The 15,648-nt window shown below is 62.4% G+C and carries 13 protein-coding genes and 2 pseudogenes; 8 read left to right on the top strand and 7 right to left on the bottom strand.

The features are described from left to right. Window positions 1-17: 17 nt before the first annotated feature. Complete coding sequence (locus AO356_RS13265) at window positions 18-1,073, bottom strand: phosphorylcholine phosphatase (protein ID WP_060740173.1); 1,056 nt, start codon at window positions 1,071-1,073, stop codon at window positions 18-20. Between the two features lie 242 nt (window positions 1,074-1,315). Between AO356_RS13265 and AO356_RS13260 the strand changes: the two genes are divergently transcribed. Beyond that, on the top strand, window positions 1,316-2,707 hold the full coding sequence (locus AO356_RS13260; RefSeq protein ID WP_060740172.1) for an L-cystine transporter: 1,392 nt from the start codon (window positions 1,316-1,318) through the stop codon (window positions 2,705-2,707). A 116-nt stretch (window positions 2,708-2,823) separates the two neighbouring features. Here the strand turns inward: AO356_RS13260 and AO356_RS13255 are convergent, their stop codons facing one another. After that, the gene (locus AO356_RS13255; protein WP_060743114.1) at window positions 2,824-3,336 is read right to left on the bottom strand and encodes a dihydrofolate reductase; all 513 of its coding nucleotides are present in this window, start codon (window positions 3,334-3,336) and stop codon (window positions 2,824-2,826) included. Between the two features lie 86 nt (window positions 3,337-3,422). Between AO356_RS13255 and AO356_RS13250 the strand changes: the two genes are divergently transcribed. Then, window positions 3,423-4,790, top strand: coding sequence for a DUF2868 domain-containing protein (locus AO356_RS13250; RefSeq protein ID WP_060740171.1), 1,368 nt, complete (start codon window positions 3,423-3,425; stop codon window positions 4,788-4,790). Further along, window positions 4,783-6,156, top strand: coding sequence for a GTPase/DUF3482 domain-containing protein (locus AO356_RS13245; RefSeq protein WP_060740170.1), 1,374 nt, complete (start codon window positions 4,783-4,785; stop codon window positions 6,154-6,156). The genes AO356_RS13250 and AO356_RS13245 overlap by 8 nt, the downstream gene beginning before the upstream one ends. Window positions 6,157-6,335: 179 nt before the next feature. Here AO356_RS13245 and AO356_RS13240 read toward each other — a convergent pair whose 3' ends face one another. Together AO356_RS13240 and AO356_RS13235 are read right to left on the bottom strand one after the other, a co-directional pair. Further along, window positions 6,336-6,827: a DUF523 domain-containing protein gene (locus tag AO356_RS13240; protein ID WP_060740169.1), complete on the bottom strand. Its 492-nt coding sequence runs from the start codon at window positions 6,825-6,827 to the stop codon at window positions 6,336-6,338. A 2-nt stretch (window positions 6,828-6,829) separates the two neighbouring features. Continuing rightward, window positions 6,830-7,462 (bottom strand): 2OG-Fe(II) oxygenase, encoded by a 633-nt coding sequence (locus tag AO356_RS13235; RefSeq protein ID WP_060740168.1) that lies wholly within the window; start codon window positions 7,460-7,462, stop codon window positions 6,830-6,832. A 140-nt stretch (window positions 7,463-7,602) separates the two neighbouring features. Here AO356_RS13235 and AO356_RS13230 point away from each other — a divergent pair, with 140 nt between their 5' ends. Then, window positions 7,603-8,346 carry a DUF2059 domain-containing protein gene (locus AO356_RS13230; RefSeq protein WP_060740167.1) on the top strand — a complete coding sequence of 248 codons (744 nt, stop codon included), beginning with the start codon at window positions 7,603-7,605 and terminating at the stop codon, window positions 8,344-8,346. 117 nt (window positions 8,347-8,463) lie between these two features. On the opposite strand, the pseudogene AO356_RS30915 reads toward AO356_RS13230, so the two are convergent. Together AO356_RS30915 and AO356_RS32570 are read right to left on the bottom strand one after the other, a co-directional pair. Further along, window positions 8,464-8,652, bottom strand: a pseudogene (locus AO356_RS30915) (alpha/beta hydrolase); the annotation flags it as partial. A gap of 270 nt (window positions 8,653-8,922) precedes the next feature. Continuing rightward, window positions 8,923-9,396: a hypothetical protein gene (locus tag AO356_RS32570; protein ID WP_152032421.1), complete on the bottom strand. Its 474-nt coding sequence runs from the start codon at window positions 9,394-9,396 to the stop codon at window positions 8,923-8,925. 374 nt (window positions 9,397-9,770) lie between these two features. On the opposite strand from AO356_RS32570, the pseudogene AO356_RS13225 reads away from it, so the two are divergent. Next, window positions 9,771-9,953 (top strand): annotated as a pseudogene (locus AO356_RS13225) (hypothetical protein); the annotation flags it as partial. A 133-nt stretch (window positions 9,954-10,086) separates the two neighbouring features. Here AO356_RS13225 and AO356_RS13220 read toward each other — a convergent pair. Next, window positions 10,087-11,034 (bottom strand): alpha/beta hydrolase, encoded by a 948-nt coding sequence (locus AO356_RS13220; RefSeq protein ID WP_060740165.1) that lies wholly within the window; start codon window positions 11,032-11,034, stop codon window positions 10,087-10,089. Between the two features lie 108 nt (window positions 11,035-11,142). Between AO356_RS13220 and AO356_RS13215 the strand changes: the two genes are divergently transcribed. The 3 genes from AO356_RS13215 (at window position 11,143) to AO356_RS13205 (ending at window position 14,683) form a co-directional block, all read left to right on the top strand. Next, window positions 11,143-11,730, top strand: a complete 588-nt coding sequence (locus AO356_RS13215; RefSeq protein WP_060740164.1) for a DUF6436 domain-containing protein — start codon at window positions 11,143-11,145, stop codon at window positions 11,728-11,730. A 101-nt stretch (window positions 11,731-11,831) separates the two neighbouring features. Then, entirely contained in the window at window positions 11,832-14,237 is a 2,406-nt protein-coding gene (locus AO356_RS13210; protein ID WP_060740163.1) for a penicillin acylase family protein, read from the top strand. 104 nt (window positions 14,238-14,341) lie between these two features. Then, window positions 14,342-14,683, top strand: a complete 342-nt coding sequence (locus AO356_RS13205) for a carboxymuconolactone decarboxylase family protein (RefSeq protein WP_014340738.1) — start codon at window positions 14,342-14,344, stop codon at window positions 14,681-14,683. The last annotated feature ends 965 nt before the right edge of the window (window positions 14,684-15,648 follow it).

The raw sequence follows: 15,648 nt of genomic DNA, 5'->3' as shown, positions 1-15,648 counted from the left end.
CCCACAGGGTGTGGGGCTTACTGGATATCTTCCGGCTTGACGATCACCCAGTTCTTGTCCGCGGTAACCGGCAACCCTTCCTTGGCCTGGGCGGCGGCGTGCTTGGCCATCATCCCGTTAATCTGGGTCATGTATTTGTCCTTGCGGTTGACCCACAGGTGAATCCCGCCCTTGGCCACGTCCACATCGTGAAACAGCATGTAGCCGTCGCTGCTTGGCGTGTCACCGGCCACCAGCACCGGTTTTTTCCATTCGTCGATGTACGTCAGGATCGCCGCGTGCTTGCCGGCCATCCAGGTCGCCGGGGTCCACAGGTACGGCGTGTATTCCAGGCCGAGGTTGGCCTTCTCGTCATATTTGCCCGCGGTGATCTGCTTGCGGGCGGTGGTCAGTTCGCCGGTCTTGCGGTCCTTGAGCAACGTGGTCACGCCGATCACGTTCTGCGGCTTGAGGTTGTAGCCGTATTTCGGGTCCGCGGCGACCATGCGTACCAGCTCTTCGGAAGCGGCGGTCATGACATAGACCTCGATGCCGTTTTCCATCAACTTGTTGTACAGCTCGGCCTGGCCGGTGAAGACTTTCGGCGGGTTGACGTTGTACTGGACCACCTTGTCGCCATCGTAATAGGTGGTCGGCACCGGCTTGCCGGACGCCATCAGCTCATCGACATAGCCCTTGAGTTCCTTGAGCGTAAAGCCCGAGAACACCTGGGCCACCCACGGATAGCAGACCATGTCATCCACTTCGCACAGGCGGTAGTAGTAACTGAACAGGCTTTCCTTGTGGTCGGCCGTGTCCTTGAACGGCATCAGCTTCAAGGACGGGTCCAGGCTTTCCCGGGTGATGAGGCCCTTGTTCTCCATGAACGGCAACAACGATTCCTCAAGGTCGTAGCGGTAACTGGTGTTGTCCATGTCGAACACCGCGTAGTTACCCTTGTTGGCGTTGGCCGCGATCATCGCGTCCAGGGCCTTGGCCTGTTCCGCCGGCCAGTGCTTGAGTTCGGTGGCGAGCACCTGGCCAGCGAGGCCAAGACTCAAGGCGACAGCGAGAAAACGAGGTGCGAGTTTCATCGGCATTTCTCCCGGGTTCAAAGAATCCGACGCTAACAAATGCTTGTGACAGTCCTCGCCTGTGGGCGACCGCTTACATCGTGATCACGCCAGCCGCGTATCCGTAAACGTCATTGCCTTATTCCATAAACGACAATCTACATGCTTTTTTAGTATTAATTCATTAGTTATCAGGCTGTTAGGCTCCCCGGTTCGCAGTCGCGGCTTCAGGCGACTGGCACAAGTCTGATGGAGCTCTCTTGATGAATCTGCCGCTGATCCTCAATCTGCTGGTATTCCTCGCCTTGCTGTTCGGCCTGGCGCAAACCCGTCATAGCACCTGGAGCCTGGCCAAGAAAGTGCTGCTGGCACTGGTGCTGGGCGTGGTGTTCGGTATCGCCCTGCACACGATTTATGGCGCCGGCAATCCGGTCCTCAAGGCCTCGATCGGCTGGTTCGACCTGGTGGGCAACGGCTACGTACAATTGTTGCAAATGATCGTGATCCCGCTGGTCTTCGCTTCGATCCTCAGCGCCGTGGCCCGCCTGCACAACGCCTCGTCCCTGGGCAAGATCAGCTTCCTGACCATTGGCACGCTGCTGTTCACCACCGCCATCGCCGCGCTGATCGGCATCGGCCTGACCAACCTGTTCGGCCTCACCGCCGAAGGCCTGGTGGCCGGCACTCAGGAACTGGCACGCCTGCAAGTGATCCAGAGCGACTACGCCGGCAAGGTCGCCGACCTGAACATCCCGCAACTGCTGCTTTCGTTCATTCCGCAAAACCCCTTTGCCGACCTGGCGCGGGCCAAGCCGACGTCGATCATCAGCGTGGTGATCTTCGCCGCGTTCCTCGGTGTCGCGGCGTTGCAGTTGCTCAAGGATGACGTGGAGAAAGGCCAGAAAGTGATCAACGCCATCGACACCCTGCAAAGCTGGGTGACGCGCCTGGTGCGCCTGGTGATGAAGCTGACGCCGTACGGTGTGCTGGCGCTGATGACCAAGGTGGTGGCCGGCTCCAACCTGCAGGACATCATCAAGCTCGGCAGTTTTGTCGTGGTGTCGTACCTCGGGCTGGGCCTGATGTTCGTGGTCCATGGCCTGTTGGTGTCCGCGGCCGGGATCAACCCGTTGCGCTTCTTCCGCAAGATCTGGCCGGTGCTGACCTTCGCCTTCACCAGCCGCTCCAGCGCGGCCACCATCCCGTTGAGCATCGAAGCCCAGACCAGCCGCCTCGGCATCCCACGGGCGATTGCCAGCTTCAGCGCCTCGTTCGGCGCTACCATCGGCCAGAACGGTTGCGCCGGCCTTTATCCGGCCATGCTCGCGGTGATGGTCGCACCGACCGTGGGCATCAACCCGCTGGATCCGGTCTGGATCGCGACGCTGGTGGCGATCGTGACGTTGAGTTCAGCCGGGGTAGCCGGGGTCGGTGGCGGCGCGACGTTCGCCGCGCTGATCGTGCTGCCGGCCATGGGCTTGCCGGTCGCGCTGGTCGCCTTGCTGATTTCCGTCGAGCCATTGATCGACATGGGCCGTACGGCGTTGAACGTCAGTGGCTCGATCACCGCCGGGGCGATTACCAGCCAGGTGATGCAGCAGACTGACAAGGCCTTGCTCGATGCCGAGGAGCATGGGGAGTTGGTGCACGCTTGACTGCCTGACACCTGTGGGAGCAAAGCTTGCTCGCGATCCGGGCGCCTCGGTCCATGGAAGACCGCGTCGCTTTCATCGCGGGCAAGCCTTGCTCCCACAGGCTGCACCCACAGGGCTTACAGCTTCTCCCACACCTCAAAGCTGTAGGCCGGCTTGTCCCCTTCCGCCGGGTTCGGCTGGTTCGAGACCAATTCCCACTGGCTCGAATCAAATTCCGGAAACCAGGCATCCCCCTCCGGGCTCAGCGCCACGCGGGTCAGGTACAGTCGATCCGCCTGCGCCAGGGCCTGGGCGTACAGCTGGGCGCCGCCGATCAACATCAGCTCATCGACGCCCTGCTCCAGTGCCCAGGCCTCGGCCCGCGCCACTGCGGCCTCCAGGGTGGAAAACACTTCCGCACCTTCCAGCACCAGGTCCGGCTGGCGACTGACCACGATGTTCAAGCGCCCGGGCAGCGGTCGGCCGAGGGAATCCCAGGTCTTGCGTCCCATGATGATCGGCTTGCCCAAGGTGGTGGCCTTGAAGTATTTGAAATCCCCCGGCAGGTGCCAGGGCATGCTGTTGTCGACGCCGATCACGCGGTTTTCACCGAGGGCTGCGATCAGGCTTAAGGGGAGAGTTTTGTTCATGGCCGCGAGGATACCAGAGGCCCGGCGTACCCCGACAGGCATCACAGCGGTTATGCTCAACCCTCATTCGAGCAACGGAAGCCCCCGTGACAGCACTGCAGAACCTCTGGTTGACCGAGACGATCCGCCTGCGTGAAGAACACGCCGGCCCCCTCGAGGACCAGGAAGCCAATCGCCTGGCCCGCGCGGCAGGCGGCGATCTTTGCACCCGCATCCGCCACCGCGCCCGCTGGCTGGCCGAGCGCGATGGCCTCAGCCAAGCCCTGCGCCATTGGCTGCAAGGGGCACGCCTGGCGCTGATCGTGCTGGCGGTGCTCGCCATCATCAGCGGCGCCGGCCTCGGGTTCGCCGCCCTCGGCGACGGCCAGGCCCCGGTCAATGTGTTCTGGGCCCTGGGCAGTCTTTTGGGGCTGAACCTGATCCTGCTCGTCGGTTGGGTCCTGGGACTGATCTTCGCGGGCGAGCAAGGTGCAGCGCTGGGGCGCCTGTGGCTGTGGCTCAGCGAAAAACTCGCCCGGGATGCCAAGGCCGCCCAACTGGCACCGGCCCTGCTTCTGTTGCTGCAACGGCACAAGCTCAACCGCTGGGCCCTCGGTGCGCTGGTCAACGGCGTGTGGTTGCTGGCGATGCTCAGCGCGCTGGTCATCCTACTGATGCTGATGGCGACCCGGCGCTATGGCTTTGTCTGGGAAACCACCCTCCTCGGCAGCGAGACCTTCGTCGCCATGACCCGTGGCCTCGGCGCGTTGCCTGCCCTGTTGGGCTTCAGTGTGCCGACGGTGGAGATGATCCGCGCCAGCGGCGACGGCGCCCTGGCCATCGAGAGCGCCCGCCAGGCCTGGGCCGCCTGGCTGGTCGGCGTGCTGCTGGTCTATGGCGTGCTGCCGCGCCTGGGCCTGGCGTTGCTGTGCCTGTGGCGCTGGCGACGCGGTCGCGCCACATTGCACCTGGATTTGAACCTGCCGGGCTACGCCCAATTGCGTGAACGGCTGATGCCCAGCAGCGAGCGCCTGGGCGTCAACGACGCCGCACCCGCGCAGTTGCACCCCATCGAAAGTGCCGTCGGCGCGATGGACAGCGACGGCGCGCTGCTGGTGGCGATCGAACTGGACGATCGACCCTGGCCGCCCAAACTGCCCGAAACCGTGAAAAGCGCCGGCATTCTCGACAGCCGCGAGTCGCGCCACAAACTCCTGGAGCAACTGTCGCGCTTTCCACCCGCACGCCTGGCCATTGCCTGTGACCCGCGCCGTTCACCGGACCGGGGCAGCCTGGCGCTGATCGCCGAGCTGGCCCGCAGCGCCAGCGCCACCCGCGTCTGGCTGTTGCAGGCGCCGCCCGGCGAAGCCCTGGACGCCGAACGCCTGGGCGACTGGCACAACGCGCTGCAGCAGTTGCAGCTACCCTTCGCCGACTGCATGCCCTTGAACTGGCTGGAGACCGGCCATGACTGAATCCATGAAGCCGTTGAAGCTGGCCGTGGTCGGCCATACCAACGTCGGCAAGACCTCCCTGCTACGCACCCTGACTCGGGACGTCGGCTTCGGTGAGGTGTCCCACCGTCCGAGCACCACCCGGCACGTCGAGGGCGCACGGTTGTCGGTGGATGGCGAAGCACTGCTGGAGCTGTACGACACGCCTGGCCTGGAAGACGCCATCGCCCTGCTCGATTACCTCGAGCGCCTGGAACGCCCTGGCGAACGCCTGGACGGCCCGGCGCGCCTGGCTCGCTTCCTCGAGGGCAGCGAGGCGCGGCAACGCTTCGAACAGGAAGCCAAGGTGCTGCGACAATTGCTCGCCAGCGACGCCGGGCTGTATGTGATCGATGCCCGTGAGCCGGTGCTGGCCAAGTACCGCGATGAATTGGAAGTCCTCGCCAGTTGTGGCAAACCGCTGCTGCCGGTGTTGAATTTCGTCAGCAGCGCCCACCATCGCGAGCCCGACTGGCGCGAAGCCCTGGCGCGATTGGGGCTGCACGCCCTGGTGCGTTTTGACAGCGTCGCCCCGCCCGAGGACGGCGAGCGGCGCCTGTATGAAAGCCTCGCGGTGTTGCTGGAAAGCGCCCGCGGGCAACTGGAGCGACTGGTCGCCGACCAACAGGCCCAACGCCTGGCCCGCCAGCAGAGCGCGGCGCGCTTGATCGCCGAATTGCTGATCGACTGCGCCGCCTGCCGACGCAGCGTGGCCAGTGATGCCGAGCTGGAACGCGAGGCCATCAGTGAGCTGCGCAACGCGGTGCGTCAGCGCGAACAGCGCTGCGTCGAAGCCCTGCTCAAGCTCTACGCGTTCCGCCCCCAGGACGCGGCCGCCAGCGACCTGCCGCTGCTCGACGGACGCTGGGGCGATGATTTGTTCAACCCCGAGACCCTCAAGCAACTGGGCGTACGCGTCGGCGGCGGAATCGCGGCAGGCGCGGCGGCCGGCGCTGGCGTGGACTTGCTGGTGGGCGGCCTGACCCTCGGTGCCGCCGCCCTGGCCGGGGCCATTGTCGGCGGCACCCTGCAAACCGCCCGCAGCTACGGCAACCGGCTGATGGGCAAGCTCAAGGGGCAACGGGAACTGACGGTGGACGATGGCGTGCTGCGCCTGCTGGCCCTGCGCCAACGACAATTGCTGCAAGCCCTCAACCTGCGCGGCCACGCGGCGATGGACAGCATCCGCATCGCCACGCCCCAGGACAAGACCTGGCGCGAGGGCAAGCTGCCCGACGCCCTGAACAAGGCCCGGGCGCATCCACAATGGTCATCCCTCAATCCCCAGGCGCGGTTGAGCCAGGCAGAACGCCAGGAGCTGATCGAGCAGTTGGCCGAGCAGCTCTGAACGACACAAAACCTTGTGCCAAGTACACAGAACCCTGTGGCGAGGGAGCTTGCTCCCGCTGGGTTGCGAAGCAACCCCAAAACCTGACACCTTGGTGTGTCAGGCCTACCGCGCTTCAGCATTTCGGGGCCACTTCGTGGCCCAGCGGGAGCAAGCTCCCTCGCCACAAAAGCAATCCATCAATCGTTGTTCAAGGCCTTGAGGGCCGCCGCCGCTTCAGCCAACTCCAGCTCACTGAACACTTGCACCCCATGGCGCTTGAGCAACGCCGCCGTCACGCCTTCGCCACCGACCTTCACACCACTGAACGTCCCGTCATAGGTCAGCAGATTGCCGCACGACGGGCTGTTGGCCTTGAGCACGGCGATACGGATGCCGTGTTCTCGCACCTGTTCCAGCGCTTGATACGCGCCCGACAAAAACTGCGCACTGACATCTTCACCGTCGGTGGTGATCACCGCGGCGTGGCCGTCGAGCACTTGCCCACCCTGCCCGCCGGGAATCTCCGCCGCCGCCCGGGGCGTGGGCAGGCCGCCGGCGACTTCCGGGCACAGCGCCACGATCCGGCCTTCGTCGAGCCAGTGCTGAAGCTGATCGAACGGCCCGCTGGCACCGCCGTCGTAGCGCACGCGATGGCCGAGCAGGCAGCGACTGACCAGGATCTTTTCCATCGTCAGAACAACTCGTTGCCGCGGCGTCGGAACCACCCCGTCAAGGACAGGCGATCCCGGGTGGCCGGCAGTACTTCGTGGGGGATATCCCCCGACAGGAACACCACCAGGCAACCGCCGATGGGCACCACATCACGCTCCACGCCATCCTCCAGATACATGCGCAACTGGCCGCCGTGCTCCGGCAGCCAATCGTCATTGAGGTAGAGCACCGCAGACACCGCGCGTCGGTCGTCATCGCGAAAGCGGTCGACATGCTTGAGGTAAAACGCACCGGGCGGGTACAGGGCGAAATGGCTTTCGAAATCCTCCAGCCCCAGGAACAGCCCGCGATTCATCGCCTCGCGCAGGCTGTCCATCAACCCCAGGTAACGGTCGCAGGCTGGTGCCTGGCCGGGTTCGATCCACTGGATGCGATCACCCCGAATGCCTTCGCGAATCTCCGAGAACGGCCCGCGCCCGACCGCTGCCGGAGCCAGCTCGCCCTCGGCGGCACGCTGACGGCATTCGGCCGCCAGGGCACGGGTCAGCGCGTCCGGCAGGAAGAGGTTCTGCTGCGACCAGCCGCGCTCGGCCAGGTCGTCGACGATACGTAACAGCAGCGGGTGATCAGAAGGTATTTGCATGGCGCGCATAGTATGCCTGTGCCTGCAAAACCGACAGCGCCACGCAGCGGGTTCGCTGCGTTGGATAGCACCACCGTACGAACTTGATACGAATTCTCGACAAGACCCCACACCCCACGGAGAATAGTCGGCTGCTGACAGGAGTCCCTATGCGCCGTTTGCTTTTCTCACTGTTGATGTTCTGCGTTTTGCCCGCCTGGGCAGACAGCTACGACCAGTTGTACAAGGTCGCCGGCTGGCCGGAACAGCGGGCGCATTTCAATGATGCCTTGAGCGCCGCCCAGCAGCGCTATCAGAGCAGCCTGCCGCCGGCGGTGTTCCAGGCCCTGGTCAACAACAGCAATCAACGTTTCGCCCCCCAGGCCATGGACCAGCGGGCCGAGGCACAAATACGCAGCAAGCTTCGAGACCCGAACCCGGCCCTGGCCTTTTTCCAGTCGCCCCTGGGCCGCAAGGTCGTGGCGGCCGAGTTGCTGGCGACCCGGCGCGATCAATTGGCGAAAAACGCCAAGGGCCTGCCGAAGATGCAAGCCAGCGACAACCGCCTGTTGATCATCGGCCACCTGGCCCAGGCCCTGCCCGCCCGCGAAGCCGGCGCCGAAGTCAGCCTGGCGATCGCCGGCGTGGCGGCCGACAGCCTGAGTTCGATGATCCCCGGCCTGCTGGGGGCCGGCCAGGCCCAAGGCATGCTCAACGGCCAGCGCCAGCGACTGATGGAGCAGATCGGCGCGGACCTGAACAACACCCTGCTCTACGTCTACCGCGACCTGACGGACACCGAGCTGGAAGAGTTCGCCACCTTCGCCGAATCGACCGAGGGCCAGGCTTATTACCAGGCGGCTTTGGCGGCGATTCGGGCGGGGTTGGCGGTGGGGCAGACGCTCGGGCAATAGTTCAGCACCGCTATCGCGAGCGAGCTCGCTCCCACAAGGGGCTTGAGTGAACTCAGGTTTCGCGAGCACCAAAGGTCCAATGTGGGAGCGAGCTTGCTCGCGATAGCAATCGCCCGGTCACCGCCGAACCCGACTCATCCGCTTGGTCAGAAACCCAAACATCTCCTGCCGCAACGCCAAGGCCTCATTGGCCAGGTGATGCCGCCCCTGCGGCAACATCAACACCTGCGGCCGGTCGAACTTGCCACGCAGCACTTGCAGGTTGTGCACCCAATCCACCGTCATGTCCGCCTGCCCCTGCACGAGCGACCCATACGATGGCGGTGGGTTGTTATTGTCCTCTGGGCCAAGACCCTCCAGTTAATAACTCCGAGGAAAACAGGGGGCCAACAGCGAGCTCATGGGACCACTGTCACCCGATAAAGACGCTTCCTCGCTGCCTTCCTATCACCGGTGTCACCGCCGTCATCTTTGTCAGCGCAAGTGGGTTGAATAACTAGCATAACGAACGGGCGGCTGATGGCTGCTGCGGCGTAACTTCGCAACACTCCGAAAGCTCGACTCTGCCATCTAACATCACACCCTTATCACTCTGAATTTATGCCACATATGGTTTTGCTCATTATAGGACTCGCCGACAATACGGGGCTCCGTGCCCGGTAGATGCGGAAATGGTATAGAGAGAAATTTACTGGACCATCGGAGATTTTGGATATGATACACATCCCCACCAGCCAAACTTCTAAGATTCCAGAAGTTACTATCCGAGGAGCTAGCAAATACACAATGAACACCACCATCATCCATTAAATTCATAAAAAGGGACTCCGTTCCTTGACGGACAACATATCCCTTATCGGTAACATGCTCAATTCTCCAGAGATTTCGCCAGTCGTTGGAGTCAGAAACCAACACGACATAGCGCACTCCTTCATCCGTACGCATCCCAAGTACCTTAGAAGGATCCGCAAAACTATATAACTTGTAGGTTCCAGGGAAAGAGCCAGTGGCCGGCTGGTTATCGCCTAGGGTTTCGGCATCATTTTGCATAGCAAATTCCCTCAATTAAACATATAAAGAAATTGCTTTATTAACGCAGCCCAACCAAACCATTTTAAAAACTTATTGGTTAGACACGAGCAAACTAGCTCGAATTTACAGCCCGATCTACTGACAGAAATTACAGGTCGCTAGATTCATCCGAAATACATACCGCCATCATGATAACCAATCGATCTTTTGGAGATTCAGAATCTCGCCAAAATATTTAACACCAAGCCAATCCATTCACTTTCGCTGGAAAAACAAGCCACTCAACGACAGGTAAAATCTGAAACCAGAACTCAAGGCAACCCAAACCATGAGCCGTCCTTATTTATCCCCATATTATTTATTTCTCTTACTTTAAACAAAATCATATAAATTTGATGGAGCAGATCGGCGCGGACCTGAACAACACCCTGCTGTACGTCTACCGTGACTTGTCGGATACCGAGCTGGAAGAGTTCGCCACCTTCGCCGAATCGGCCGAGGGCCAGGCTTATTACCAGGCGGCTTTGGCGGCGATCCGGGCGGGGTTGGCGGTGGGGCAGAATCTGGGGCAGTAGATAGAACTCCAGTGCCTGGGATTACGCCATCGCGAGCAGGCTCGCTCCCACATTGGATCGTGGCCGGTCGCAATATTCGATTTCACCCAATCCCCCTGTGGGAGCGAGCCTGCTCGCGATAGCTATATCCAGGTCAACCCCGAAACCGACTCATCCGCTTACTCAAGAACCCAAACATCTCCTGCCGCAAAGCCTGCGCTTCGTTCGCCAGGTGATGCCGCCCTTCAGGCAACATCAACACCTGCGGCCGGTCGAACTTGCCGCGCAGCACTTGCAGGTTGTGCACCCAATCCACCGTCATGTCCGCCTGCCCCTGCACGATCAAGGGCTGGCGCGGGCTGCTCGGGGCCGCTTCGATACGCTTGATCCATCGCGCCAATGCCCCCACCCAGGCAGTAGGCAGGCGCAGCGGTTGCAGCGGGTCGGCTTGCAGGAATGGCAGGAACTGCGGGTCGGTGGAGTTCTCACTGAAACGCCGGGCGATACCCGTCACAAACGGCTTGAGCAAGTAATAACTCAGGCGCGACCAGCCCCAGGCCCGTGGCCGTACCAGGGGTGACAGCAGGATGACCTGGCCCTGGGCTGGACTCTGTGCGCCGTGGTTGAGCACGTGATCGACCACGATCGCCCCGCCGGTGCTCTGCCCGCACAGGTGCCAGGGGTGCGGCAGGTCCAGCGTCGCGGCCTCGGCCAACAGCCCCTGCAAGGTGGCCTGGTACTCGGCGAAATCCTCGATACTGGCGCGTTCGCCGCTGGACAGGCCATGGCCCGGCAGGTCGCAGGCGATCACCGCGAACTTCTGCTCCAGGGCCCACTCGATCAAGTGCCGGTACAACCCCATGTGGTCGTAGTAACCGTGGAACACAAACAACGTCGCCACGGCCTTTTCCGGCCACCAGACCTGACTGACGACCTCATACCCGCCCACCTCGAAGCGCCCCAACCCTTTGCGCACACTGCGCTGGGGAAAATCCAGCCCATAGAACCGCTGGTAAGCCTGGGCTTGCTCGGACAGGGCTTGCCACTGGGCCAGCGGTTGCAGGCTGGCACGCAGGAGATCGGGGTCGAAAGTGGCAGGCATCAAGGTTTCCAGGCATGGGCGCATCGCGCGAAACAGACTTTACAGGCCTGCGATATTCATCTGTCGCGGCAAGCATGGCAAGCTACGCGGCTTCAGAGGATCGACTCCATGCGCCCGACCCACCGCACGACCTTGCTTGCCAGCCTGCTTGCCCTCGGGTGCGCCGTCGTCTTGTGGGTGGCCTACGACTGGTTCCAGGGCCGTTTCCTGCGGGCCTTCAGTCAACACACCGCGGTGTTTTCCGGCGACCCTCTGCGCCTGCCCGCCGACCTGGCCGGCCCTGGCGCGATCCGCCTGGTGCATTTCTGGGACCCGGCGTGCCCGTGCAACGTTGGCAACCAGCAGCACCTTGCCGAACTGATCGATAAGTATGTACCGCAAGGCGTTGAGTTTTATGCCGTGCAAAAAGCCGGCAGCCAAGGTCAACTGCCGGCCACCTTGAACAGCCTGAAAACCCTGCCGGCGCTTCCGGGTTCAAGCCAGATTCCTGCCAGCCCAGCGGTGGCGATCTGGGATCGCAGCGGCCAGCTGGCGTACTTCGGCCCTTACAGTGAAGGCCTGACCTGCAATTCGAGCAACAGCTTCATCGAGCCGATTCTCGAGGCGTTGAGCGCTGGTCGGACGGTCAATGCGACCCATACGATGGCGGTGGGTTGTTATTGTCCGTGGGACAAGGACACATCTGCCAAAGAATAAGTAATCCCTCCGAGGGGCGATGCGCAGGAAAGCAATGGCATGCTAAACAGGGAATCAACAGCGAGACCATGGAACCGCTGTCATCAGAATAAGGAATCACCATGAAACGCACCCTCATCGCCTTCCTGTCATTGATCGTCACCGCGATCATCGTTGCGGGCGGCTACCTCTACAGCAAGCAGCCCACCCGCCAGGGCACGATGCAGGTGCAAGGGCTGCAGGGCTCGGTGACGGTGCGCTACGACGAACGTGGTGTGCCGCATATCCGCGCCGAGAACGAAACCGACTTGTACCGCGCCCTCGGCTATGTCCATGCCCAGGACCGGCTGTTCCAGATGGAGATCATGCGTCGTCTCGCCCGGGGCGAACTGGCCGAGGTGCTGGGACCGAAGCTGCTGGACACCGACAAACTGATGCGCAGCCTGCGCATTCGCGAACGCGCCGCGGCCTATGTGACCGAACAAGACCCGCAATCCCCGGCCTGGGTCGCCATGCAGGCCTACCTGGATGGGATCAACGCCTACCAGGACAGCCACACCCGGCCCGTGGAGTTCGATGTGCTGGGCATTCCCAAGCGCCCCTTTACGGCTGAAGACACCGTGAGCATCACCGGCTACATGGCCTACAGCTTCGCGGCGGCGTTCCGAACCGAACCGCTGCTGACCTACGTGCGCGATCAACTGGGCGCCGAGTACCTGAACATCTTCGACCTCGACTGGCAGCCCCAGGGCGTGCTGGCCGACGGTCCCAAGCGCGGCCTGGCCCTCGCCGCCGCCGACTGGAAAGACCTCAATGCCCTGGCCCGCCTGAGCGAACAGGCCCTGGCGGAAAACGGCCTGCCGCAGTTCGAGGGCAGTAACGCCTGGGCGCTTGCCGGCAGCCGTACCCACAGCGGCAAGCCGTTGCTGGCGGGCGACCCGCATATCCGTTTTTCCACGCCGTCGGTGTGGTACGAGGCGCACCTGTCCGCGCCGGGTTTCGAACTCTACGGGCACTATCAGGCCTTGATGCCCTTCGCCACGCTGGGCATGAACAAGGATTTCGGCTGGAGCATCACCATGTTCCAGAACGACGACCTGGACCTGATCGCCGAGAAGGTCAACCCGGACAATCCCGAGCAGGTCTGGTATCGCGGCCAATGGGTGGAGATGACCCGCAGCGAACAGCAGATCGCGGTCAAGGGCCAGGCACCGGTGACGCTGGTGCTGCGCCAGTCGCCCCACGGCCCGATCGTCAACGATGTCCTCGGTGCGAACGCCGGCAAGACCCCGGTCGCCATGTGGTGGGGGTTCCTGGAAAGTCGCAACCCGATCCTCGACGCCTTTTACCAGCTCAACCGCGCCGATACCCTGGCCAAGGCCCGTGGCGCCTCGGCCCAGATCCACGCGCCGGGGCTGAACGTGGTGTGGGCCAATGCCAAGGGCGATATCGGCTGGTGGGCCGCCGCGCAACTGCCCAAGCGCCCCGCCGGCGTGAAACCCGCGTTCATCCTCGATGGCAGCAGCCCGGAGTCGGAAAAGGAAGGCTTCTACCCGTTCAGCAGCAACCCGCAGGAAGAGAACCCGGCGCGGGGCTACATCGTCTCGGCCAACTTCCAACCCGTGCCGGCCAGCGGCATCGAAATCCCCGGTTACTACAACCCCGCCGACCGCGGTCAGCAACTCAACCAGCAGCTCAACGACAAGCAGGCGAAATGGGACATCCTAACCACCCAGAAACTGCAACTGGGCACCACCACCGCCTACGGCCCTCGCGTGCTCGCGCCGTTGTTGCCGGTGCTGCGTGAAGTGGTCAGCGACCCGCAGGAACGCAAATGGGTGGAACAACTGGCCCAATGGCCGGGCGATTACCCGCTGGACTCCATCAGCGCCACGCTGTTCAACCAGTTCCTGTTCAACCTGGCCGACGCCGCCCTGCACGATGAACTGGGTGACGGATTCTTCGAAACCGCGCTGTCGACCCGGGTGATCGACGCGGCCCTGCCACGCCTGGCGGCATCGAAGGATTCACCGTGGTGGGATGACCGCACGACGCTGGGCACGGAAACCCGTGCAGACACGGTGAGCGTCGCCTGGAAGAAAAGCCTGGCGCACCTGCGGGCCACCCTGGGCGACGATGCCACGCAATGGCAATGGGGCAAGGCTCACACCCTGACCCATGGTCATCCGCTGGGTCAGCAAAAGCCGCTGGACCGTGTCTTCAACGTTGGGCCATTTGCGGCCCCAGGTACCCATGAAGTGCCCAACAACCTCTCCGCCAGAATCGGCCCGGCGCCGTGGCCGGTGACCTACGGGCCTTCGACCCGGCGCATCATCGACTTCGCCGACCCCAGCCATAGCGTCACCATCAACCCCGTCGGCCAGAGCGGCGTGCCGTTCGACAAGCATTACGAGGATCAGGCCGAGGCGTACATCGAAGGGGTCTATTACCAGGCGCACCTGGCCGAGGAAGAAGTGGTCGCCAATACCCGCACAACCCTGAAGCTGCTGCCGGCCCGGGCGCCCTGAACCGTGCGTGCCGATCTTTTTCACCGCTGAACCGGGCTTGATCGTCACGGATGGTCAAGACTACAGGGGCTCACCTCCCCGCCTCTTTCACAGGAGTCAACGCTATGTTCAATAACTGGTCCGAACTGCTGCCCACCATCAAAAGCGCCTTTGGCGCCCTGGGCAAAAGCAATCCGAAGATGGTCAAGGCCTACATGGCCCTGGACGAAGCTGCGGCTGAAAACAACGTGCTCGATGCCAAGACCCGCGAGCTGATCTCCATCGCCGTGGCCATCACCACCCGCTGCGACGGCTGCATTGGCGTACACACCGACGCCGCCATCAAGGCCGGCGCCACCCGCGAAGAAATCGCCGCCACCCTGGCCACCGCCGTGTCATTGAATGCCGGCGCGGCGTACATCTATTCCCTGCGAGCCCTGGAGGCCCATGACGCATTGAAGAAGTGAGCGGCGCTAACTGAACCGCTATCGCGAGCAAGCTCGCTCCCACAATGGGGTCTGCGTTCGGCTGCGGATTTATAGGCGCCCCAAAAAACTGTGGGAGCGAGCTTGCTCGCGAAGGCGGACTGACATTCAACATCTTCGTCGACTGTCTCACCGCTATCGCGAGCAAGCTCGCTCCCACAATGGGGTCTGCGTTCGACTGCGGATTTGTAGACGCCCCAAAAAACTGTGGGAGCGAGCTTGCTCGCGAAGGCGGACTGACATTCAACATCTTCGTCGACTGTCTCACCGCTATCGCAAGCAAGCTCGCTCCCACAATGGGATCTGCGTTCGACTGCGGATTTGTAGCCGCCCCAAAAAACTGTGGGAGCGAGCTTGCTCGCGAAGGCGGACTGACATTCAACATCTTCGTCCACTGTCACACCGCTATCGCGAGCAGGCTCGCTCCCACAATGGGATCTGCGTTCGACTGCGGATTTGTAGACGCCCCAAAAAACTGTGGGAGCGAGCTTGCTCGCGAAGGCGGACTGACATTCAACATCTTCGTCGACTGTCACACCGCTATCGCGAGCAGGCTCGCTCCCACAATGGGGTCTGCGTTCGACTGCGGATTTGTAGACGCCCCAAAAAACTGTGGGAGCGAGCTTGCTCGCGAAGGCGGACTGACATTCAACATCTTCGTCCACTGTCACACCGCTATCGCGAGCAGGCTCGCTCCCACAATGGGATCTGCGTTCGACTGCGGATTTGTAGACGCCCCAAAAAACTGTGGGAGCGAGCTTGCTCGCGAAGGCGGACTGACATTCAACATCTTCGTCGACTGTCACACCGCTATCGCGAGCAAGCTCGCTCCCACAATGGGGTCTGCGTTCGACTGCGGATTTGTAGGCGCCCCAAAAAACTGTGGGAGCGAGCTTGCTCGCGAAGGCGGACTGACATTCAACATCTTCGTCGACTGTCACACCGCT

The sequence above is a fragment of the Pseudomonas fluorescens genome, from assembly GCF_001307275.1.
GTDB classification, from domain to species: Bacteria; Pseudomonadota; Gammaproteobacteria; order Pseudomonadales; family Pseudomonadaceae; genus Aquipseudomonas; species Aquipseudomonas fluorescens_AA.
Note: the sequence above shows the minus strand (reverse complement) of the source record. Positions and strands in the feature narration are given on the sequence as shown.